This is a genomic window from Pseudoduganella violacea, from assembly GCF_014191875.1.
Lineage (GTDB): Bacteria > Pseudomonadota > Gammaproteobacteria > Burkholderiales > Burkholderiaceae_D > Rugamonas > Rugamonas violacea_A.
Genome location: NZ_JACHXD010000008.1, coordinates 101936 through 124564 on the forward strand (window position 1 = coordinate 101936; position 22629 = coordinate 124564).

Sequence of the window (22629 nt, forward strand, 5' to 3'; positions counted from 1 at the left end):
TGAATCCAATTAATTCTTCAAAATGCCGAGTTCACGGCCTGCCTGTTCGAATGCGGCGAGCACCTTGTCGAGCTGCTCACGGGTGTGCGCGGCGGAGAGCTGAACGCGCACGCGCGCCTGCCCCATCGGCACCACCGGGTAGAAGAAGCCGCTGAGCAGAACGCCCAGCTCATACATTCGTGCCGCAAACTTCTGGGCCACCGGCGCATCGAACAGCATCACGGGCACGACCGGGTGGGTGCCGGGCTTGATGGTGAAGCCGATGCGCTCGATCTCCTTGCGGAAGTAGGCGGTGTTTTCATGCAGGCGGTCGCGCAGCTCGGTCGATTCGGACAGGCGCTTCAGCACTTCCAGCGAAGCACCGGCAATCGACGGCGCCAAGGTGTTGGAGAACAGATAAGGACGCGATTTCTGGCGCAGCGTGTCGATCACTTCCTTGCGGCCGGAGGTGAAGCCGCCCATCGCGCCGCCCAGGGCTTTGCCCAGGGTGCCGGTGATGATGTCGATCTTGCCCAGCACATTGTGGTGCTCGTGGGTGCCGCGGCCGGTCTTGCCCATGAAGCCGGAGGCGTGGCATTCATCGATCATCACCAGGGCGCCGTACTGCTCGGCCAGGGCCACGATCTTGTCCAGCTGGGCGATGGTGCCGTCCATCGAGAACACGCCATCGGTGACGATGATCTTGTGGCGCTTGTCGGCGGCGGCTTTCAATTGGGCTTCCAGGTCGGCCATATCGTTGTGGGCGTAGCGGAAGCGCGCGGCCTTGCACAGGCGGATGCCGTCGATGATGGAGGCGTGGTTCAGGGCGTCGGAGATGATGGCGTCGTTCTCGTCGAACAGCGGCTCGAACACGCCGCCGTTGGCGTCGAAGGCGGCGGCGTAGAGGATGGTGTCTTCGGTGCCGAGGAATTTCGAGATCGCCTGCTCCAGTTGCTTGTGCACGGTCTGGGTGCCGCAGATGAAGCGCACCGAGGACAGGCCATAGCCGTATTTTTCGGTGGCGTCGATGGACGCCTGCGCCACCCACTCCTGGCCGGACAGGCCGAGGTAGTTGTTGGCGCACATATTGATCAGGGTGCGGCCGTCTTCACCCTGCACTTCGGAACCCTGGCGGGAGGCAAGCACGCGCTCCGGCTTGTACAGACCCTGCTCGCGCAGTTTTTCCAGGTTCTGTTGCAGGCCGCCGTAAAACGCATTTTTCGCTTGCTCGCTCATGATCTTCCTCTATATAGATGGTGAAGGCCGCCGCTTGACCGGCTGTTGCCTATGTTGTACCGTGACTGAAGCTGAAACCGATATGAAAGTCTACTCTCTTTCCTCTATCGCTTCCGAATTCCATTATTTTGAACACAGATTCAATATACTGAATACTACATAAGCATATTGAACTTTGCAAGCGATCTTTCCTCCATGAAGCCATCTGTTTCGACCAATGCCCCGCCCGAGGTGGGCGCCGCCCTGCAACGACTGCGCCTGGCGCGCGGTTTGACGCTGGAAGACCTGTCGCGCATCGCCGGCGTCTCCAAATCCATGCTGTCGCAGATCGAACGCGAGAAAGCCAATCCGACCATCGCCATCACCTGGCGCCTGGCCAACGCCCTCGGTGTCGCCATCGGCGAGCTGCTGGCCGACGTCGAAAAGAATGTCGAAACAATCAGGGTGCTGGACGCCCACGAAACGCCAACCCTGCCCGGCGCGCATGCCGGCTACATACTGCGCATCCTCGGCCCGATGGAACTAGCCGGCAAATACGAATGGTACGAGCTGACCCTGGCCCCGGGCGGCGAACTGGCCTCCCAGGCGCACGACCCCGGCACCCACGAACACCTGACCCTGCTGCACGGCAGCATGGAGCTGGAAGTCGGCAGTGCCAAGAAAAAGATCAAGCTCGGCAGCACCGCCCGCTATCCCGCCGACCAGCAGCACGCCATCCGCAACCTCGGCAAAACCGAAGCCAAAGCCCTGCTCGTCGTCATCCACCGCTAAACCCGCCACCCCAGTTTGATCTAAAACAAAAAATGTCCCACCCTGGTGTCAGGCACCAGGGTGGGACATTCTTTGATTTAGATCAGTAAATGTCTGACCTTCGTGCCTGACACCAGGGTGGGACATTTTTTGATTTGGCGCAAAGCCGGGGGGCTTAGATGGGGGCGCCGGGGGGAATCGGCGGGGCGGGACGCAGTTTGACGCTGCGCGGGTCGGCGAGGTAGCGCTGGATGTGGCTGGCGGCTTGTTGGCGGCTGGCGTCGCTGCTTGGGGCTTTCTTCAACCAGGCGGCGAGGTCGGCGCTTTGCTGGCGCAGCTCGGCTTCGGCGGCGGCGTGCAGCTGGTTGCCGTTCAGCAGCCGCAGCAGCGCGTCGAGGACGACCCAGTTGGCGCTGAGTTGCACGGCTTCGCTGCCGGCCTGGGTCGGCGGCGCGGCCGGGCGTTTCCAGGTGCGCTGCAGGACTTGGGTCATCAAATCGGCGATGCCGGGCTGGCCGGGATCGCGGGCGTGCTGCCAGTACAGGCGGTTGACGCGGCCGGCGTCGAACAGGAAGCCGGCCGTGTGGGCGGCGCCCGCTTCCACCGCCGACAAGGCGTCGAAGACGCTGTTCATGCGGGTTTCGAAATATTCCTTATTGCGTTCGTAGCCGGTGGCTGGTGGCGTCAGCAGGTCCAGCACCTTGGGCGGCAGGGCGAGGTATTCAGCGCTCAAGGTGTCGGCGAGCCTGGCTAGCGCCTGGCGCTGGCTGGCGGCTGGTACGGCGCGCACGCCGCTCCGGGCGCGGCCGGCTTTGACGTCGCCGCTGGTGCTGTAGTCGAATTCGCCGCCGCCGATCAGGCGGGCCAGGGCTTCGGCCTGGTAGCGCTGCAGCAGATAGACGGGAACCAGGCGCGCTTCGATTTCGCCGGTCTGGCGTTCGTTGGGCAGCACGTCGAGCGAGAAGCGCTGCAAGGCTTGGCGGCGGATGGCGCCCAGCTGGTCCCAGGTTTTCAGCGAGTCGGGGCCGAAGTCCCACAGCAATCCATTCGGATGGCTGGCGCCGGGCGTGCGCGCGTCGCTGTCGCTGACGTATTGCATGCCGGCCGCATTGGCCCGGGCGCGCAGCTGCGCCAGTTCATCGTCCGTCAATTCGCCGTAGATGTGCTGCACGATGTAGTCGTCCCAGGGACCGACACCGGCGCTGTAGGCTTCCTGCAGGCCGATGCGGCCATCCGTTTCGAGCTTGAGCACGGGATGGGGGTAGTCCATCACCGAACCATTGCCTTGCCGGCTGGCGGCGAAGTTGTGCGAGAAGCCCAGGGTGTGGCCGACTTCATGCGCGGCCAGCTGGCGCAGGCGCGCCAGGGCCATCTGCTCGGCCATCTTCTGCAATTCGGGATTGCCGGCTTTGCCGTAGGGCGCGAGCAGGCTTTCGGCGATCAGGATGTCCTGCCGCACGCGCTGCGATCCGAGCGTGACGGCGCCGCGGATGATTTCTCCGGTGCGCGGGTCGGCCAGCGCATTGCCGTAGGACCAGCCGCGCGTGGCGCGGTGCACCCAGCTGATGACGTTGTAGCGCACATCCATCGCGTCCGCGCCTTCCGGCAGCAGTTCGACGCGGAATGCGTCCTTGAAGCCGGCCTTTTCAAAGGCGCTGGACCACCAGCGCGCGCCTTCCAGCAGGGCGGAACGCACCGGCTCCGGCGCGCCCCGGTCGAGGTAATAGACGATGGGCTTTTTCACGGCGCTGGGCGCGGCGCCCGGCACGGTCTTTTCGAGCCGGTGCCGCAACTGCCAGCGCACATCGAGGCTGCTGGCCAGCGGTGCGGCGAAATCGTAGTAGCCGGTATCGAAACCGCCCGAGGCGGGATGGAAGGCGCGTGCCTTGTAGCCCTGGTCCGGCAGCCGCACCATGCTGATGTGCTGGCGCAGCGACAGGCTGGCCGGATCGGCCGCCACCTGGCGCACATATTCGCCCTGCCCCGCGCCCGAGAAAGTCAGCAGTGCTTCCAGCTCCACATTGTCGGGAAAGGCTTTTGCCAGCGCAGGCAAAACGGCACTGCGCTTTTCGTCGACCTTGTACGCGCCCTGCTTGCTGTCGCCGAGACGCTGGGCCACGCCATGCTGGTCGGCCAGCAGGAAGCTGGAGAAGTCGATCAGATAGCGTCCATTCTCGCTGGCGAGGATGTCGCCCGACCACAGCACCGCGGCGGCAAAGGATTCGGCCACGGCGTTGCGCTCGTCGGCATCGGCGGAGCGCGCGACGTAGCGCGTATTCTCCTGCACCAGGAAGATGCGCATTCCATGCTTCTGAAAACGCACCAATTTCATCTCGCCCGGCTGGCCGCGATCCAGACCCACATCGTTGGAACCCAGCGCGTAAGGCAGCGAGGACAGCATCAGGAAGGGCTGGTCCAGCGCCGCCACGGACAGCAGCACCCTGCCCTTTTCTTCGTCGCGCCAAAGATCGATGAAGCCGGGCTGCGCCTGCAAGGCCCGGGTTTGTTCGGCCAGCGTGCGCGGCGCATCGACAGCCCATGCGCCTGGCGCAAGCGCCAGCAGGGAAAGGGCAAGAATGGTTTCGGTCGGCTTCATCGGCATGCGGAAAGGAGTAAGAAAAAACGCGCCCCGAAGGGCGCGTTGTGTCGCTGTCAGCGTGGCCTTATTTGGCGCCGCTGACCGGTGCGCCCGCCGCTTTCGGCTGCACCGCAACATCGGCGGCCGGGGTCATGCCCAGGGCGCGGCCCAGGAAGCCCCAGCGGTCGGCCACTTCCTCGATCTGTTTCGAGGTCGGTTTGCCGGCGCCGTGGCCTGCCTTGGTTTCGATGCGGATCAGAACCGGCGCCGGGCCGCCCTGGGCTGCCTGGGCGGCGGCGGCGAACTTGAAGCTGTGCGCCGGCACCACGCGGTCGTCATGGTCGGCCGTCATCACCATGGTGGCCGGATAGCAGCCGCCCGCCTTCAGGTTATGCAGCGGCGAGTATTTGACCAGGGCCTTGAATTCGTCGGCGTTGTCGGACGAACCATAGTCCGAAGTCCAGGCCCAGCCGATGGTGAATTTGTGGAAGCGCAGCATGTCGAGCACGCCCACGGCAGGGATGGCCGCCGCGAACAGGTCGGGACGCTGGGTCATGGTGGCGCCGACCAGCAGGCCGCCGTTGCTGCCGCCGCCGATCGACAGCTTGGCTGGCGAGGTGACCTTGGTGGCGATCAGGTGCTCGGCAGCGCCGATGAAGTCGTCGAACACGTTCTGCTTCTGCAGCTTGGTGCCAGCCTTGTGCCAGGCTTCGCCGTACTCGCCGCCGCCGCGCAGATTGGCCATCACGTACACGCCACCCATTTCCACCCAGGCCAGGTTGGCGACGGAGAAGGATGGGGTCAGCGCGACATTGAAGCCGCCGTAGCCGTACAGATAGGTCGGGTTGCTGCCGTCCAGCTTCATGCCCTTCTTGGACACGATGAACATCGGCACCTTGGTGCCGTCGCGGCTGGTGAAGAATTCCTGGCGCGTTTCAAAGGCGCTCGGGTCGAAATCGACCTTCGGCTGGCGGTATACGCTGCTCTTGCCGCTCTTCGCGTCGTAGCGGTAGACGGTGGTCGGCGTGGTGAAGCTGGTGAAGGAGTAGAAGGTTTCGCTGTCGTTACGCTTGCCGCCAAAGCCTGAAGCCGAACCAATGCCGGGCAGCGCCAGCTCGCGTACCAGCTTGCCGCGCAGGTCGAACACCTTGACGGCGCTGTGCGCGTCGGTCAGGTAGTTCAACACCAGCTGTTTGTTGACGATATTGGCCGAGACCAGGGTCTGGGCGCTTTCCGGCACCAGCTCTTTCCATTGGTCCGGGGCCGGCTTGCGGATATCGATGGCGATCACACGCGATTTCGGCGCGTTCTTGTCGGTGGAGAAGTAGAAAATCGGACCGTCGTTGTCGATGAAGTTATACGCCGCGTCGAAGTTCTCCAGCAGGCCGACAACCTTGCTGTCCTTCTTGCCCAGATCCTTGTAGAAGATGCGGTTCTTGCGCTCGGTGCCCTGGCGGTTGGCGATGATGAGGTAGCGGCCATCGTCGCTCACATGGGCGCCGAAGCCCCACTCTTTCTGGTCGGGACGGTCGTACACCAGCTGGTCGGCGCTTTGCGGCGTGCCCAGTTTGTGGAAGTACAGCTTCTGGAAGTAGTTCACGCCGGCCAGCTTGGCGGCTTCGCTCGGCTCGTCGTAGCGGCTGTAATAGAAGCCGGAACCGTCGTGGGCCCAGGCGGTATTGGAGAATTTCACCCACTTGATATGGTCTTCGGTATCGACGCCGGTATCGATATTGCGCACCTTGATCTCGTTCCAGTCGGAGCCGGAAGCGGCGGTGCTGTAGGCCATGAACTTGCCGTTCGGGCCGACCGAGATATCGGCCAGCGCCACCGTGCCGTCGGACGACAGGGTGTTCGGGTCGAGCAGCACGCGCGGCTTGTCGTTCAAGGATTTCATGGTGTACAGCACGGACTGGTTTTGCAGGCCGTCGTTACGGCTATAGAAATAGCGGCCGCCTTCACGGAACGGCGTGCTGAAACGCTCATAATTCCACAGCTTGGTCAAACGCTGCTTGATCGCTTCACGGTTCGGGATCTGCTGCAGGTAGCCTTGGGTCAGCTTATTCTGCTCTTCCACCCAGGCCTTGGTTTCGGCACTGTTGGCGTCTTCCAGCCAACGATAAGGGTCGGCCACGGTGGTGCCGTGATAGTTATCCTGCTGGTCCACTTTTTTCGTGACTGGGTAGCTCAGAGGGTTGCCGGCCGGGCAGGTTTGCGCCAGGGCGTTGCCGCTGAAGGCGGCGAGCAGCGAGAGTACCAGTGAAGCGCGTTTAAATTGCATTGTTCTTCCGTAGTGTCATGAATGGGGAAAGGGCAGCCCTGTCGTGCAGGGTTGCGTCAAAGGATCATATCGTGGTTTGTGACAAATATGAAATGTTCCAAGCGCCCGCTTGACGCTTTTTATTTGGCAGGAACTGTGCTGTTTTCTTCTACACGGCTGGCGGCAGCGGCGCTGTCCGGCGCGCGCCAGCGGCCGATCCAGTCGCCCAGCTCCGTGGCCGGGATCGGACGGCTCATGAAATAGCCCTGGCCCTGGTCGCAGCCCATGCGCTTCAAGAGTGCCCATACGGCTTCGCTTTCCAGCCCTTCCGCCACCACGCGCAAACCCATATTGTGGCCAAGGTCGATGGTCGAACGCACGATCTTGGCGTCGCCCACGTCCTGCTCCATATTGAGGACGAAGGATTTGTCGATCTTCAGTTCGTCCACGGGCAAGCGTTTCAGATAGGCCAGCGAAGAGTAGCCTGTGCCGAAATCGTCAATCGAGAGGTCGGCGCCCATGGCGTGCAGGCGCTCCAGCGTGTGCTGGGCGCGCACCGGGTCGTCCATGATGGCGCTTTCGGTGATTTCCAGGCAGAAGGCGCCAGGCGAAACCTGGTGGCGGTGCAGGATCTCGGCGAATTTGCCCGGCAAATCCTGGTCCATCAGGTCGCGCGTGGACAGGTTGACCGAGATTTTCAGATGCACGCCGCGCTGCGCCAACTGGCGGCTCAGCATGGCCGACTGCTCCAGTACCCAGCGCGTCAGCACGCGGATAAAGCCGGTCTGCTCGGCGAAGGGAATGAACTGGTCGGGGAAGACATTGCCGCGCTCCGGATGCGCCCAGCGCACCAGCGCCTCGGCCCCGCTCACGACGCCGCTGGCGAGGGTGATCTTGGGCTGGACGAACAGGCGCAGCTCGTCGCGCTCCACGGCGTTGCGCAGTTCCGTCAGCAGCGACAGGCTCTTGGCGCTGCTCTGGTCGAACACGGCGTCGTACACCACCGCGCCGTCGCGGCGCTGCTTGGCCGTGTACATCGCCACTTCGGCCATGCTGAGCAGGGATTCGCCATCCTGCCCATGCTCGGGGTAGCCGGCGATGCCCAGGCCGGCGCCGATATCGACGGTCTGCTCGTCCAGCGACAGCGGCGTCTCCAGCGCCTGTAGCACTGCCGCCGCCAGGCCGATGGCGTGATCCAGGTCGGCGCCCGGCAGCAGGATGGCGAATTCGTCGCCGCCCAGCCGGGCCAATTGGGCCGAGCTCTGGCCGCGCTGCACCATCAGCGCCAGCAGGCGTTCCGCCACCTGGCGCAGCAGCGCGTCGCCGAACTGGTGGCCCAGCACATCATTCACATGCTTGAAGCGGTCCAGGTCCATCATCAGCACCCAGACCTGGTTGCCCAGCGTTGCCGCCTGCGCCAGCGATTCGTTCAGGTGCAGCAGGAACTGGGCGCGGTTGGGCAGGCTGGTCAGCGTATCCCAATACGCGAGGCGGCGGATTTCCTGCTCGCGGCGGGCGATCCCGTCGCGCATGCTGTCCAGCGCCTGGGCCAGGGCGCCCACCTCGTCGCGCCGCTCGACCGCGATGCGGCCCTTGTAGTCACCACGCTCCAGGCGCTTGGCGGTGCGCGCCAGCTGGCTCAAAGGCTGGGCGATGCGCTTGGCCGTCAGCGCCGCCGCCACACCGGAGACGATGATGCCGAGCGCCGTCAGCGCCAGCAGCCAGCGTTCCAGGCGCGCATATTCGGCCGTGGCCTCGTCCAGCGAGCGTCCCAGAACCACCACCGCGCGCTGGCCGCCGTCGGTGCCGATCTCCATCTCGCGCAGGCTGTAGCTGGCGCCGCCGATCTCCATTTCGAAGCTGTTGCCGGCCTCTTTGCCGCGCGCCTGCATCTGCGCCGCCAAGCTGCCGGCCGCCAGCCGCGGCAAGGTGGAATCCACGGACAGCCAGTTGCCGGCGGCATTGCGCGTCATGATGGTGGCCTGCAGCGCGCTGATTTCATGCATCACGCCGGCTTGCTGCTTATCGATGGGGAAGGTCATCACCACCCAGCCGATGGTGACCGGCGCCTTCACCGGCATCACCACCACCTGGTAAGGGCGCTGTTCGATGATGGCGATGCCGCTAGCGCCATCGGCCCGCTCGGCGCGCTCCAGCATGCCCTTGATCAGATTTACCAATCCGGGCGGCCGATAGGGACTGGTGGACGCGCTGATCTGGCCCTCGGCATTGACCAGCATCGTCAGCGAGGCCTTGATGCGCCCACCGTGGTTGGCCAGCGCCGACTCGATCGTCTCGCGGTCATCCTCCTCGTTATTGCCGATGGCGGCCACGAACGCGGTGTCGCGCGCCAGCAGACGGGCGCCGAAACGCAGGGTTTCCGCATTCTGCTCCAGCACGCGGCTGAAGACTTTGCTGCCATTGATCAGCTCTGCCGTGACGGCGTTGCGCGCATTGTTCTCGATGCCGCGCTGGATCAGGAGCAAGCCCGTAACCTGGACCGCGATCAGCAGCAGCAGGAAGAGCGTGGCGATCCGGCTTTCCAGGCTTCGAAAGCGCATGCTGGCCCCCGCCCCTTCAATACGAGCTGGCCGGCGCGTCGGCCGCGGCGGGCTTCAGCGCCAGCTTGAACACGGCGCCGAGCAGCGCGTCGCCGCCCTTCACCACAACGGCCTGCTCGGCCGGCTGGGCGCTGACAGCATTGTAGTGCCAGGCTTTCAGCACATACTTGCCGGCCGGGACATCGAGGCGCACCACGCCGCTGTCATCGGTCTTGGCGAAATACGGCGTATCGACCACGCGCACATAGGCCAGCATCTTGTCGTGGATATTGCAGCCCAGGACCACGGTGCCGGCCTTTTCGAAAGTCTGCGGCTCGGCGGTGGTGCCGGAATACAGCTTCTGGTCGAATTTATGCGCCGGCGAGAAGGAATAGATGTGGTGGCGCACCTTGTCGTTATTCGGAAAGAAGATCTTGCTGCCGCTCTGGACCGCTGTGACCAGGGGGATGAATTTCAAGCCTTTCTGGCTGATCTCGCCCGGCTTCAGGGTCTTGGGCGGGGCTTGCCCGCCATCCGCCTCGGCATACACGATCACGTCCGCCAAGGGCTTGTTGCCCTCGTCGCTGACCTGCACGGTAATGCCGGAGGCGGCTGCGCTGCTGGCAGCCAGGAACAGGCCAGTGCACAACAGAACCGGCGCGGCGTGACGAAGAGTATGCGGCTTAGGCATCGGGTCTCCTTATTATCAGCCTATTGTAGCCCCAGCATATCGCAGCGAAAAGCGCGCCGGCGCCCAGACGGCATCAAGGAATTACAATAAAACAACTTTGTTTTCCAAAATTCATCGTCCTGTCATAAATGTCATATATGCTGGGCCGCTCTCCCACCCCGAGCCCATATATCGTGAGCCAAGCGACCTTACTGCCTGCCCAGTCCGTCCAGCACGCCCCGCAGCGCCCGCCCGCGCCGCCGCCGCAGCCCAGCGTTTCCGACGAGCTGCTGGGCCAGCATCTGCTCGATATCATCGGTCGGCGGCAGTTAAGCGCGCTGTTCCAGCCCATCATCCAGATGCAGACGGGCGAGATCGTGGCCTACGAAGGGTTGATACGGGGGCCCTCGGACAGCCCGCTGCATGCGCCGATGAATCTGTTCAAGGTGGCGCGGGCGAATAATCTGACCCAGGAAGTCGAGCATCTATGCCGGCGCGTGGTGCTGGAACGCTTTGCCGAGCTGAATCTGCCCGGCAAGCTGTTTCTGAACGTCAGCCCGGAATGCCTGATGCCGCAGCGCCACGGCGCGCGCGGCGAAACGCTGGAAACCATCCAGCAGATCGGCCTGCACCCCGACCGCGTCATCATCGAGCTGACGGAAAACCAGCCGACCTACGACTACGAGCTGATGCGCGAAGCCGTGCTGCATTACCGCAATATGGGCTTTCGCATCGCCATCGACGACCTGGGCGAAGGCTTTTCCAGCCTGCGCCTGTGGTCGGAGTTGCGCCCCGAGTATGTGAAGATCGACATGCACTTCATCCAGGGCATCAACAACGATCCCGTGAAGCTGCAATTCGTGCGCTCCATCCAGGAGATTGCCGACAAATCCGATACCCTGGTCATCGCCGAGGGCATCGAAAGCCAGGCCGAACTGCTCGTGCTGCGCGACCTGGGGGTGGCCTACGCCCAGGGTTATCATCTGGGCCGGCCGCACGCCAGTCCAGCCAAGGCCCTGCCGGGCGAAGTGGTGAAGACGCTCAGTCGCAATGGCGTGGCGGTCTACCCCCAACGCAGTATCGAGAAAAATGCCGTGAGCATCCTGAAACTGCTGCACCGCGTGGCGGCCGTGCCGCCGAGCATGAATAACAACGATGTGTACGAAATCTTCAAGGCCGATCCCAAGCTCTTGATCATTCCCGTGGTCGAGAAGGACGTGCCGCTGGGCCTGATTTCGCGCTTCGTCATGATCGATCACTTCGCCCGCCCCTATCAGCGCGAGCTGTACGGCAAGAAGTCCTGCAAGCAATTCATGGATGGGCGGCCGCTGATCGCGGACAAGGACACCAGCCTGCAGGAGCTATCCTTCCGCATGGCCGAATCGGCGGCGCACCACCTGTTCAACGGCTTCATCATCACCGACCAGGGCCGCTACCTGGGCATGGGCACCGGCCACGACCTGATGCGCGAAATCACCCAGATGCAGATCCACGCGGCGCGCTACGCCAATCCCCTGACCCAGCTGCCGGGCAATGTGCCGATCAACGAGCATATCGACCGCCTGCTGCAGAGCGATACGCGCTTCTGGGTCTGCTATTGCGACCTCGACCACTTCAAGCCGTTTAACGATGTCTACGGCTACCGGCGCGGCGACGATGTGATCCAGCTGACCGGCAGCATCCTGAGCGCCCATTGCGATCCGAACCGCGACTTCATCGGCCACATCGGCGGCGACGATTTCATGATCCAGTTCCAGAGCGAAGACTGGCGCGAGCGCTGCCAGGCCATCCTCGACGACTTCGGCACGCGCATCCTGGACTACTACAGCATCGAAGACCGCGAGCGCGGCGGCTATATCAGCGAAGACCGGCAAGGCAAGAAAGTGTTTTATTCGCTGATGAGCTTATCGCTGGGCGTGATCAAGGTGGAGCCGAGCCAGTACTACTCCCACCACCAGATCGCCACCGCCGCCGCCGAAGCGAAGAAGCAGGCCAAGAAAATCCACGGCAACAGCCTGTTCCTCGACCGCCGCCAGGAACCGCAGCGCTAAGCCTTGCTTTCGCGGCGCAGCTTGCGCCGCAGCCGGAAGTTATCGGCCATCAAGGTCAGCACGACCATGGTCAGCAAGGCGTCGGCCGCAGCGTAGGACTGTTCGAGAAACCTGGGTTGAGAAGGATCGCCAAATAGCCGGGTGCAACGGCCTTGCTTCTTTGCCTTTTCTACATCTTCATGCGAGCATACGGCGTGTCTACATTTCAGAGGGTGAAATATGGCTGACTACAACGTCGCGTTGTTGCTTGGAGCCGCGCTGAGCGCGCTTGCGGCGCTTTTGCACCTGGGGATTATCTTAGGCGGACCATCCTGGTATCGCTTCTTCGGCGCGGGTGAGCGCATGGCGACGATGGCGCAACAGGGCAAGCTGTATCCCACCCTGCTTACCCTGGGCATCGCCGCCGTGCTGGCGGCGTGGGCAGCGTATGCGCTGTCGGGTGCCGGGTTGCTGGCGCCACTGCCTTGGCTGAAGACCGGGCTGTGCGTGATCGCCGCCGTGTATCTGCTGCGCGGCCTGGCCATCGTGCCGCTGTTGACGATCGCCCGGTCGAAGTCGACGCCCTTCCTGGTCTGGAGTTCGCTGATCTGCCTTGGCTACGGCATCGTGCACGCCATCGGGCTGCAACAGATCTGGAGCGCGCTGTAAAAAGCGTCCATTAAGCTACGCTCAGACCCGGTGCGTCTCGCGCCAATGGCGCGTCAAGGCGCGGGCGGAGCCGAGTTCCTCGGCGGAGAGCTTGCCTTCGATCAAAGCGCGGCTATTGCAAGCGGCGGCGTCGCCCGCATCGGCAGCCAGCGAAATCCACATATAGGAACGCACCTGATCCGGCTCGACGCCGCGTCCGGCCTGGTACATGCCGCTCAGGTTGTACTGGGCCAAGGCATGGCCCTGCTCGGCGGCCTCGCCATACCAGCGCACGGCCTCGGCCTCATCCTGTTCCACGCCCTGGCCGTTGGCATACATGACGCCCAGATTGTTTTGCGCGCTGGCGTCGCCCTGTTCGGCCGCCAAGCGATACCAGACCGCGGCGCACTCTTCGTCCTGCGCCACGCCCTGGCCATTCGCATACATCAGTCCCAAATTGAACTGGGCGTTGGCCGCGCCTTTTTCGGCCGCCTGACGGAAATACTCCAAAGCCCGTTGCGGGTCGCGGCCCACGCCGCGTCCGTGCACATACATGCTGCCCAGGCTGTACTGGGCGTCCGCATCGCCGTACTGGGCGGCCAGGCTGAACCAGGTGAAAGCGCGCTCCTGGTCGGATTTGATGCCGCGCCCCTCGGCATAGGCGGCGCCGACCTGGAACTGGGCCCTGGGCAAGCCTTGCGCCGCCGCCAGTCGGAAGAAGGCCAGCGCCTGCGCATCGTCGCGCGGCACACCCTGTCCATTCTTGTGCAGCAGGCCCAGATTCAGCTGCGCCAGCGCATCTCCTTGGGCGGCGGCCTTGCGGAACCACGCCAGGGCCAGCGCGATATTCGCCGCGCAACCCAGCCCGCGCGCATAATGCACGCCCATCATCGCCTGCGCGCCCGGCACACCCTGTTCGGCGGAGCGGCTGAACCAGGCCAGGGCCAGCTCATCGCTCTGCGCCACACCACGTCCCTTGCGGTACATCTGGCCGAGATTCTGCTGGGCCGCCGGCTCGCCTTGCGCGGCGGCGGAACGGAACCAGTACAGCGCTTCCGTGTCGTCCTGCGCCGTGCCGCGTCCGTGGAAATACATGGTGCCCAGATGATTTTGCGCGAAGGCCAGTCCCTGGCGCGCCGCGCAGCCCATCCAGATAAACGCGACATCGTCGTTGCGTTCGGTCTGTTCGCCACGCTTGTACTGCAGCGCCAGATTGAACTGGGCGTAGGCGTTACCGCGCTCGGCCGCTTGGCGAAACCAGAGATAGCACTCCCTCTCCTGCTGCACATTCTGCTTGGACATTTGGCTCTCCCTGTTAGAGTCAATATTATCTAAAGAATAATTTCAGCCTGGCGCACCGGTTTGTGCGTTCGCAAAGTCTGTAGCGGTTTGCTAGCATCGGCGCGACGGCAAGGAGACAAAAAAACCCCCGCGCCATTGCTGGCCGGGGGTTGCGGCAGGGACGAGTCCGCTGAAAAACCGGTACGGTCTACTTCAGAAGCGGGTGCGCACGCCGAACACCAGGCTGCGGCCCGGCAGCGGCGCGATGTCTTTCAGCACCGAGGTGGAAACGCGGATCTCTTCATTCAACAGATTGCGGGCGATCAGGAACCAGGTCACGTCCTGGCTGCCCAGCTTTTGCGTGTAGGCGAGATTGGCGTTGAGCTGGTTGTATCCCGGCGTATTCGTGGTTTCGAACGAGGCCAGACGGTCCTGCCCTTGCGCATGCACCAGGGACAGGCCGCCGCGCCAGCCGCCTTCACGGTAGCCGACGCTGGCGCCGATGCGGTTGGCCGGCTGCAGCGGCAGATTGCCGCCGACATCGAGCTTGCCGCGCGAGGTGTCGGCGAAGACGCGGCCCGACCAGCCCGGGCCGCGTTCGTTGTAAGTCATTTCGGCCTCGGCGCCGCGCACCGTGGCGTTGGCCTGCTCGAAGACGCGTTCGCGCAGTTCTTCGCCGGCATGGCCGTCCTCATCCAGCATATTGCCGGTGATGTGGCCATAGATGAAGTCTTTGATCTTGTTGCGGAAGACGTTGACCTTCCAGCGCACCTGGCCCGAGGTCTTTTGCAGGGTCAGCTCGATATTGCGCGAGGTCTCCTTCTTGAAGTCGGGGTTGCCGATATCGAAGGTGGCGGTGGCATCGTGCGGGCCGCCCGAATACAGTTCCTCGATGGCCGGCGCGCGCTGGGCATAGGACAGGGTCGCGCCCAGGCCATAGCCCGGCACGAAGGGCCACATGCCGCCCACCGAGGCGGAACGCAGGTCGAAGGAGCGGTTCAGGCCCGTCACCGGCTTGCGCTTCACATTTTCGATGCGGGCGCCGGCATTCATATGCACCGGACCGGCATCGACTTCTTCCACCAGGAAGGCCGCGCGCGAGGTCGAATGGGTGACGGGAACCGTGTCCGGCCCGCCTTCCGCGCTCAGGGCGGAAAAGTGCTGGTTCTCGGTCTGCACGCCGAAGGTGCCGTTCCATCCCGCCAACGGCTTATGCGCCAGCTCGGCGCGCGTTTCCAGCGAGCGGTTCTTGAAGACGACTTCCGGCTGGTTTTCGTCGTTCAACTCGGCGTGCTTGTAGTCGGTATAGCCGGCCTTGAACTTGAAGGACTCGAAGCCGGAAAACGGTGCGCGCACCAGGCTGTCGATATCGTAGCGGGTCTGCTTCTGGTCGATCTTCGAGCCCTCGTCGCTCGGAATGCCGTACAGATTGCTCAGGCGCGAAACCGAGGCGCCAACAAAGCCCCAGGATTCGATATAGGACGCGCCCAGCCCGCCGCTGCGTTCGCGCGTGGCCGAATGCGGCAGGCGGCCGGATTCGGAATCGGGGTCGCCCGCCTTGCGCGGCGCGGGAATCTTGTAGTCGTCGGTATTGCGCCAGCTGCCGTCGGCGTGCCAGGCCACCTTGCCGGCGCTGCCGTCAACGCCGCCGGACAGGGCGCGGCCCTTGTCGGCCGTGCTGTAGCGCGCCTCCAGCTGGCCGGTCGGTTTCGCTTCCAGCTCGGTCGGAATGCGTTCATTGACCACGTTCACCAGACCGCCGATCGCGCCCGAGCCGTACAGCAGGGCCGCCGGGCCGCGCAGGATTTCGATCTGGCGCGCGCTCGCGCCTTCGGACGAGACGGCGTGGTCGTTCGACAGGCCGGACACGTCCGACACCGCCATGCCGTTTTCCAGCATCTTCACACGCGAACCTTCCAGGCCGCGGATGATCGGCCGCGACGCGCCTGCGCCAAAGGCCGATGCCGACACGCCCAGTTCCTGCGACAGCGTCTCGCCCAGCGAGGTGCCGGTCTTGTCGCGCAGTTCGTCGCCAGCCAGCACCTTGGCCGGGGTCAGGATCTGGTCGTTTTCGGCCGTATGGAAAGGCGTGGCGGTGACGATGACTTTCGGCGTTTCGGCCGTTTCGGCGTGGGCCAGCGTGGACAGAGCGGACAGGACGGCGCTAGCCAGCAGCGTGTGTTGGATCTTCATGGGTAAACCTCAAGCAAAAAATAGATGACAGGCAGCGTGCCGGGCGCGCGAAAACGCGCGCGGCACAGGGCTGCGAAAACGAAATACAAAAGGCTGTCAGGCTTGAGGCGGGCCGCGCGGCTGGTAGGCATTCAGTGCGAGCAGGCTGGCCGCCACGGTCGCCGGCAACAGGGCGGCGGCATAGGCGCAGTCGCGCACAAAGAATTTGAATTCGGGACTGCCCAGGGCCGAGGCAAAATGGCTGGCGGCCAGACAGATGGCGCAACCATGCTCGGGCGCGAGCGATTTTTGCTGCGACTCGTCACTGCTTTCCGCCGCCTGGATCTGGGCCAGGGCCAGCGGCCGCCCGCTCGCCCAATGCGAATAGCCGTGCGACAGCGCCAACTGCTGCGAAATCAGCAGCAGAAGCGAGATCAGCACACGAGCTAGCAGGTGGCGGGTCATGCGAATGGATGGTTTATGAGTCGATCAACGCGGCTATTCTAACCGCAACAGTGTCAAAGCTTCCAGTTTTTCACAAAATCAGACAGCTTGCTGCTTGCGCAGGAAGGCCGGCACCTTGGCCGCCGCCAGCTTGTTCACCGCCAGCAGCAAGGCCGCGTCGACGGCAGCGATGCCGTATTCGCGCGCGATATGGCGGCCGATATGCAGCAGCACTTCGGCCGCCACTTCGGCGTCGGCCTCGGCGCGGTGGGCCTGGCCGCTGAAGCGGATGCCCAGGCTTTCGCTCAGGAGGCCCAGCTTGTAGCTGCCCAATTGCGGCAGCATGCGGCGCGCCAGCTTGAGCGAACACACGGTGGATGCATGGCCGGGCACCAGGCCCAGGCGGGCGCTTTCGGCACGCAGGAATTTTTCATCGAAGCTGGCGTTGTGGGCCGACAGCGGATCGCTGCCGATGAAGTCGAGCAGGCGCGGCACGACTTCGGCCGCTGGCGGCGCGCTGTCGACCATCTGCTGGGTGATCCCGGTCAGGCCGGTAATGAAAGAGGGAATGCGTACATTGCAGTTGACCAGGCTGACATAGCGCTCCACCACCCTGCCCTCGGCAATGCGCAGGGCCGCCACCTCGGTGATGCGGTCGCCCATATCGGGCGACAGGCCCGTGGTTTCAAAGTCGAGCATGACGATGGACTGGCTCAGCATCGCGCGCTCCTAGCCGAACTTACGCACGGCATCGAGCGCCAGGCCGGCGCCGATGCTGCCGAACAGGTCACCCTCGACCTTGCGCGCCGACGGCACCAGGGCGCCGATGCGTTCGCGCAGCAGGCGCACGCCGCTGGAGCCACCGGTGAAGAAGACGGTATCCACCTGCTCCGGCTTGATGCCGGCGTCGGCCAGCAGCTTGAGCACGGTCTGCTCGACGGAGCCGACCAGATGGCCCACGGCCAGGTCGAAAGCGGAGCGCTGCAGGTCGAGCGTGACGGGCGGCGCCAGGCGGTCCAGCTCCAGCGCGAACGTGTCGGCGCCGGACAGGCCGATCTTGCCCTCTTCTACCTTCATCGCCAGCCAGTGGCCGGCGCGTTCGTCGATCAACCTTTGCAGGCGACCCAGTTTTTCCTGCTCCTTGGCGTCGCGCAGCAGTTCCGACAGCTGCACCCACATCTTCTTGGTATAAGCCTGGTTGATGGTGTGCCAGGTCGCCAGGTTGAAGAAGTAGCTCGATGGGATTTCGCTGTTATTGCGCAGCTGGCTGCCATAGCCGAGCAGCGGCATCACGGCCGCCAGGCTCAGATATTTATCGAAATCGGTGCCGCCGATGTGCACGCCGCCATTGGCCAGGATATCGTCGCGCCGCTCGGCCTTCTGGGCGCGCTGCGGCGAAAGGCGCACCAGCGAGAAGTCGGATGTGCCGCCGCCGATGTCGGCGATCAAGACCAGTTCCTCGCGGTCGATCTGCGACTCGTAATCGAAAGCGGCGGCGATCGGCTCGAACTGGAAGGCGATATCCTTGAAGCCGACGGCGCGCGCGATCTCGCCCAGCGTGTCTTCCGCCAATTGGTCGGCGGCGGCGTCGTCATCGATGAAATGCACGGGGCGGCCGAAGACGGCCGACTCGAACTTGCGGCCGGCGGCCTGCTCGGCGCGGTGCTTGACCTCGCCGATGAACTGGGCCAGCAGCATGCGGAACGGCAGGGCTCGGCCGCCGACCTCGGTCTGGCCGTCGATCAGGCTGGTACCCAGCAAGCTTTTCATGGAGCGCATCAGACGGCCTTCGTAGCCAGCCAGGTATTCGGCCAGCGCGGCGCGGCCGAAGCTGACCTGATCGTCGTCGGCATTGAAGAAGACCACCGAGGGCAAGGTGGTTTTGCCATCCTCCAGGGGCAGCATCAGCGACTGGCCGGGACGCACCCAGCCTACGGTGGAATTGGAAGTGCCGAAATCGACGCCGCAAGCATTGGCCATGAGTCCCATCCAGGAAAAGCAAAGGGGCGACATTCTAGCAGAGTCCGGCCGCCCCGGCGGAAAACCGCCATTTTCTTCATTCTGGTGCGGCGGCGCGACAAGCGCCCCACAAAACAGCGCAAATTGTTGCCAGAAGGTAAGACATTAAGTTATGCTCAATAGCAATACTATAAGTCGCGGATAAGACCACTTTCCGTGGAGGCGACGGCAACAGAGACGATGACCAAGACTAAACCTCCTCAGGCGCTCAGCGCGGCGGACCAGAAGGCCGCCATTTTGCGTGAAGACCGCCGGGTGACTTCCTACGACGTGGCCATGCTGGCCGGCGTATCGCAGTCGGCAGTATCGCGTTGTTTCAAACCGGGCGCCAGCGTTTCCAAGGCGACCTATGCACGGGTCATGCAGGCGGCTGAAGGGCTGGGCTATATACCGAACGCGGCCGCGCGCAGCCTGATCACGCGGCGCTCGAACACGGTGGCGCTGCTGATTTCGAATGCATCGAACCTCTATTATCCCGAAGCGCTGTCCGAACTGAGCCAGCAGATCACGCGCCACGGCAAGCGCGCCCTGCTCTTCACCATGCAGTCGGAAAGCGATGTCGGCGAGATCCTGAACGATGTCTGGCAATACCAGGTTGACGGCGTGATCGCCGCCGCCGCCCTGAGCGAAGCCCAGATCGCCGAATGCGAACGGCGGCGCGTGCCGCTGGTGGTCTTCAACCGCCATCTGCGCGACAGCCATGTGGCCAGCGTCTTCTGCGACCAATACGAGGCCGGACGCATGCTGGCGGCGCGCCTGGCGGCGGCCGGGCACCGCCAATTCGGCATCATCGCCGGGCCGGAAGAATCGGTGGTGGCCAGCGAACGGCGGCGCGGCGCCAGCGACAAGCTGCTGGAATTGGGCCTGCCCGCGCCGGCCCTGGCCTACGGCTGCTTCGACTACGGCAGCGGCGCCCATGGCCTGCGCCAGATCATCGCCCAGCTCGGACGCGCGCCCGACGCCATCATCTGCGGCAACGATGTGATGGCCCTGGGCTGCCTCGACCACGCCCGCCATGAACTGCGGCTCGACGTGCCGGGCGAACTATCGGTCGCCGGCTTCGACGCCGTCGAACCGTCCAACTGGCTCAGCTACAACCTCACCACGCTGCGCCAGCCGATCCAAAAGATGGCCCTGGCCGCCGCCGACCTGCTGGCCAGCCTGATCGACGCCCCCTGCGGCGGCGCCGAAAAGCGCGTCTTCGCCCCGCAGCTGATCGAAGGCGCCACCGCCCGCCTCACACCGCGTCCCACCGCCCTCGCCGCCTAAGTTTGATCCAGCGCAAAAAATGTCCCACCCTGGTGTCAGGCACCAGGGTGGGACATTTACTGATCTAGATCAAAGAATGTCCTACTCCGGTGCCTGACACCAGGGTTAGACATTGTTTGACTTGGCGCAAAGGCGCGCGGTTTAGCCGGCGGCGACGCGTTGGGCGATGTGGGCCAGGGCGGCTTCGACCTGGTCGACGAGGATCAGGCAGAGGTCGCCCTCTTTGAGGCGGCCCAGCGCGGTGTCGATGGCGAGGAATTCGCCGTAGATGTCTTCGACGTGGCTGGTACGGCTGGCACCGCTCAGGCCTTGGCGCAGCAGCGCGAGCACTTCGCCGTCGGCGCGGCCGCGCTGGCATTGGTCCTGGTACAGCAGCACGTCGTCGAAGGCGCGGCCAAGGATCTCGGTCTGCTGGCGGATGTCCTGGTCGCGGCGGTCGCCGGCGCCGCTAATCACCACGGAGCGGCGTTTGGCGGGCATGGCGTCGACGGCCTGCACCAGGGCCAGCATGGCGTCCGGGTTGTGGCCGTAGTCGGCGATCACGGTGGCGCCGCGATAGTCGAAGACGTTGAAGCGGCCCGGCGCGTTGTCGCTGTCGTTGAGGAAGGTGCGCAGGCCGGCACGGATGGCGTCCCAGCTGATGCCGGCGCCCCAGGCCGCACCGACGGCGGCCATCACGTTTTCGACCTGGAAGCCGATCGTGCCGTTGCGGGTGATCGGCACGTCGGCCAGGGCGATGCGCTGCTCGGACTTGCCTTCGACCGCGACCAGCTGGCCGTTTTCGACGTAGATGGTGCGGCGGCCTTGCGCGATATGGCGCGCCACGACCGGGTGTTCTTTCTGCGCGCCGAAGAAGGTGACTTTGCCGCGGCAGTTGGCGGCCATGCCGGCGACGATAGGATCGACGGCGTTCAGCACGGCCATGCCGTTTTCGTCGACGTTCTGCACGATCACGCGCTTCAGCACGGCCAGGTCTTCCACCGTGGTGATGTAGTTCAGGCCCAGGTGGTCGCCAGCGCCGATATTGGTGACGACGGCCACTTTGCAGCGGTCGTAAGCCAGGCCTTCGCGCAGGATGCCGCCGCGCGCGGTTTCGAACACGGCCGCGTCGACGTCGGGATGCTGCAGCACATTGCGCGCGCTGCGTGGGCCGCTGCAGTCGCCGCTGTCGATCTGGCGGCCGTTGACGTAGACGCCGTCGGTATTGGTCATGCCCACGCGCAGGCCGCTGGCGGCCATCAGGTGGGCGGCCAGGCGCACGGTGGTGGTCTTGCCATTGGTGCCGGTGACGGCGATGACGGGAATGCGGCCGTCGTCGCCTTCGGGGAACATGGTGCTGATGATGGCTTCGCCCACGGCGCGGCCCTTGCCGTAGGACGGCGAAAGATGCATGCGCAGGCCGGGCGCGGCGTTCACTTCGACCACGCCGCCGTTCTGTTCTTCGATGGGCCGCAAGACGCTGTCGCAAACCACGTCCACGCCGCAGATATCCAGGCCGATCATCTGCGCCGCTTCCACCGCGCGCGCCGCCACGTCGGGGTGCACGTCGTCGGTGACGTCGGTGGCGGTGCCGCCGGTCGACAGGTTGGCGTTATTGCGCAGGATGACGCGCTGGCCCTGGGCCGGCACGGAATCGGCTTCCAGGCCTTGCAACTTAAGGCGCGCCAGGGCGATGTCGTCGAAGCGGATCTTGGTCAGCGAGGTCGAATGACCGGAGCCGCGGCGCGGATCGGCATTGACGATGTCGACCAGTTCGCGCACGGAATGCTTGCCGTCGCCCACCACATGGGGCGGATCGCGGCGCGCCGCCGCCACCAGCTTGTTGCCGATGACCAGCAGGCGGAAATCATGGCCGGCCAGGAAGCGCTCGACCAGGATGTCGTCGCGGAATTCGCGCGCGGTGGCGAAGGCGGCGTCGATCTGTTCCTTGGTGGTGACGTTGACCGTCACGCCCTTGCCCTGATTGCCGTCCTTCGGCTTGACCACCACCGGCAGGCCGATTTCCTGGGCCACGGCCCAGGCTTCCTCGGCGCTGTCGACCGAGCGGCCGATCGGCACCGGCACGCCGGCCGCGTCCAGCAACTTCTTGGTCAGTTCCTTGTCCTGCGCGATGGCTTCGGCGATGGCGCTGGTGCTGTCGATTTCAGCGGCCTGGATGCGGCGCTGGCGGCTGCCCCAGCCGAAGCTGACCATGCTGCCGCTGGTCATGCGGCGGAAAGGAATCTTGCGCGCCACGGCGGCTTGCACGATGGCGCCCGTGCTCGGGCCAAGGCGCACATCTTCATCCAGGTCGCGCAGTTCGGTCAGGGCGGCGTTCAGGTCGAACGGCGTGTCGTCCTGGGCGGCCTTGCACAGCTTCTCGGCCAGCTCCACGGCCAGACGACCCACGGCTTCCTCGGTGTATTCGACCACCATCTGGAAGATGCCCGTTTCCAGCGTCTGCGTGGTGCGGCTGAAGGTCACGGGGCAACCCGCTTCCGCCTGCAGCGCCAGCGCCGCCAGCTCCAGCACATGGGCCATCGGCACATTGTCGGCGTGGCCGGCCGGCTGGAATTGCGGGATGCGCGGGAAACGGCTGCGCAGACGCTCTTCGAAGCCGGGCAGCTTGTCCACCGCGTGTTCTTCCGGCGTGCAGGAGACTATCGCCTCGACCGCCGTATGGTGGCTCCAGAGGTTGGGGCCGCGCAGCGCGCGGGTACGAATCACTTCCATTTGTATTCCTGTCTGTTTATTCTTGGCCGGCGCGCTCTTAC

General features: G+C 64.4%; 15 protein-coding genes. 4 read left to right on the forward strand and 11 right to left on the reverse strand.

Annotated elements, in window-relative coordinates; genetic code table 11:
- Positions 1-9: 9 nt before the first annotated feature.
- The gene (gene kbl / locus FHS03_RS15225) at positions 10-1215 is read right to left on the reverse strand and encodes a glycine C-acetyltransferase (protein ID WP_176349475.1); all 1206 of its coding nucleotides are present in this window, start codon (positions 1213-1215) and stop codon (positions 10-12) included.
- 195 nt (positions 1216-1410) lie between these two features.
- Between kbl and FHS03_RS15230 the strand changes: the two genes are divergently transcribed.
- Positions 1411-1986 carry a helix-turn-helix domain-containing protein gene (locus tag FHS03_RS15230; RefSeq protein ID WP_183441799.1) on the forward strand — a complete coding sequence of 192 codons (576 nt, stop codon included), beginning with the start codon at positions 1411-1413 and terminating at the stop codon, positions 1984-1986.
- 154 nt (positions 1987-2140) lie between these two features.
- Here the strand turns inward: FHS03_RS15230 and FHS03_RS15235 are convergent, their stop codons facing one another.
- The 4 genes from FHS03_RS15235 to FHS03_RS15250 form a co-directional block, all read right to left on the reverse strand.
- Positions 2141-4561, reverse strand: a complete 2421-nt coding sequence (locus tag FHS03_RS15235; RefSeq protein WP_183441800.1) for a zinc-dependent metalloprotease — start codon at positions 4559-4561, stop codon at positions 2141-2143.
- A 67-nt stretch (positions 4562-4628) separates the two neighbouring features.
- Entirely contained in the window at positions 4629-6824 is a 2196-nt protein-coding gene (locus tag FHS03_RS15240) for a prolyl oligopeptidase family serine peptidase (protein WP_183441801.1), read from the reverse strand.
- A 119-nt stretch (positions 6825-6943) separates the two neighbouring features.
- Entirely contained in the window at positions 6944-9364 is a 2421-nt protein-coding gene (locus FHS03_RS15245) for a putative bifunctional diguanylate cyclase/phosphodiesterase (RefSeq protein WP_183441802.1), read from the reverse strand.
- A 16-nt stretch (positions 9365-9380) separates the two neighbouring features.
- A complete protein-coding gene (locus FHS03_RS15250) occupies positions 9381-10034 on the reverse strand; it encodes a methylamine utilization protein (protein ID WP_183441803.1) in 654 nt (217 codons plus the stop codon).
- 266 nt (positions 10035-10300) lie between these two features.
- On the opposite strand from FHS03_RS15250, the gene FHS03_RS15255 reads away from it, so the two are divergent.
- Positions 10301-12064, forward strand: a complete 1764-nt coding sequence (locus FHS03_RS15255) for a GGDEF domain-containing protein (protein WP_371871721.1) — start codon at positions 10301-10303, stop codon at positions 12062-12064.
- Between the two features lie 219 nt (positions 12065-12283).
- Positions 12284-12712 (forward strand): hypothetical protein, encoded by a 429-nt coding sequence (locus tag FHS03_RS15260; protein ID WP_183441805.1) that lies wholly within the window; start codon positions 12284-12286, stop codon positions 12710-12712.
- Between the two features lie 21 nt (positions 12713-12733).
- Here the strand turns inward: FHS03_RS15260 and FHS03_RS15265 are convergent, their stop codons facing one another.
- From FHS03_RS15265 to FHS03_RS15285, 5 genes are all read right to left on the reverse strand, one after another.
- Entirely contained in the window at positions 12734-13993 is a 1260-nt protein-coding gene (locus FHS03_RS15265; RefSeq protein ID WP_183441806.1) for a tetratricopeptide repeat protein, read from the reverse strand.
- A 192-nt stretch (positions 13994-14185) separates the two neighbouring features.
- Positions 14186-16165, reverse strand: coding sequence for a TonB-dependent receptor (locus FHS03_RS15270; protein ID WP_183441807.1), 1980 nt, complete (start codon positions 16163-16165; stop codon positions 14186-14188).
- Between the two features lie 96 nt (positions 16166-16261).
- Positions 16262-16609, reverse strand: coding sequence for a hypothetical protein (locus FHS03_RS15275; protein WP_183441808.1), 348 nt, complete (start codon positions 16607-16609; stop codon positions 16262-16264).
- Between the two features lie 78 nt (positions 16610-16687).
- The gene (locus FHS03_RS15280; RefSeq protein ID WP_183441809.1) at positions 16688-17308 is read right to left on the reverse strand and encodes a 3'-5' exonuclease; all 621 of its coding nucleotides are present in this window, start codon (positions 17306-17308) and stop codon (positions 16688-16690) included.
- A gap of 9 nt (positions 17309-17317) precedes the next feature.
- Positions 17318-18568: an Hsp70 family protein gene (locus tag FHS03_RS15285; protein WP_183441810.1), complete on the reverse strand. Its 1251-nt coding sequence runs from the start codon at positions 18566-18568 to the stop codon at positions 17318-17320.
- 219 nt (positions 18569-18787) lie between these two features.
- On the opposite strand from FHS03_RS15285, the gene FHS03_RS15290 reads away from it, so the two are divergent.
- On the forward strand, positions 18788-19876 hold the full coding sequence (locus tag FHS03_RS15290; protein ID WP_183441811.1) for a LacI family DNA-binding transcriptional regulator: 1089 nt from the start codon (positions 18788-18790) through the stop codon (positions 19874-19876).
- A gap of 141 nt (positions 19877-20017) precedes the next feature.
- On the opposite strand, the gene cphA is transcribed toward FHS03_RS15290, so the two are convergent.
- Complete coding sequence (gene cphA, locus FHS03_RS15295; protein WP_183441812.1) at positions 20018-22588, reverse strand: cyanophycin synthetase; 2571 nt, start codon at positions 22586-22588, stop codon at positions 20018-20020.
- Positions 22589-22629 lie beyond the last annotated feature (41 nt).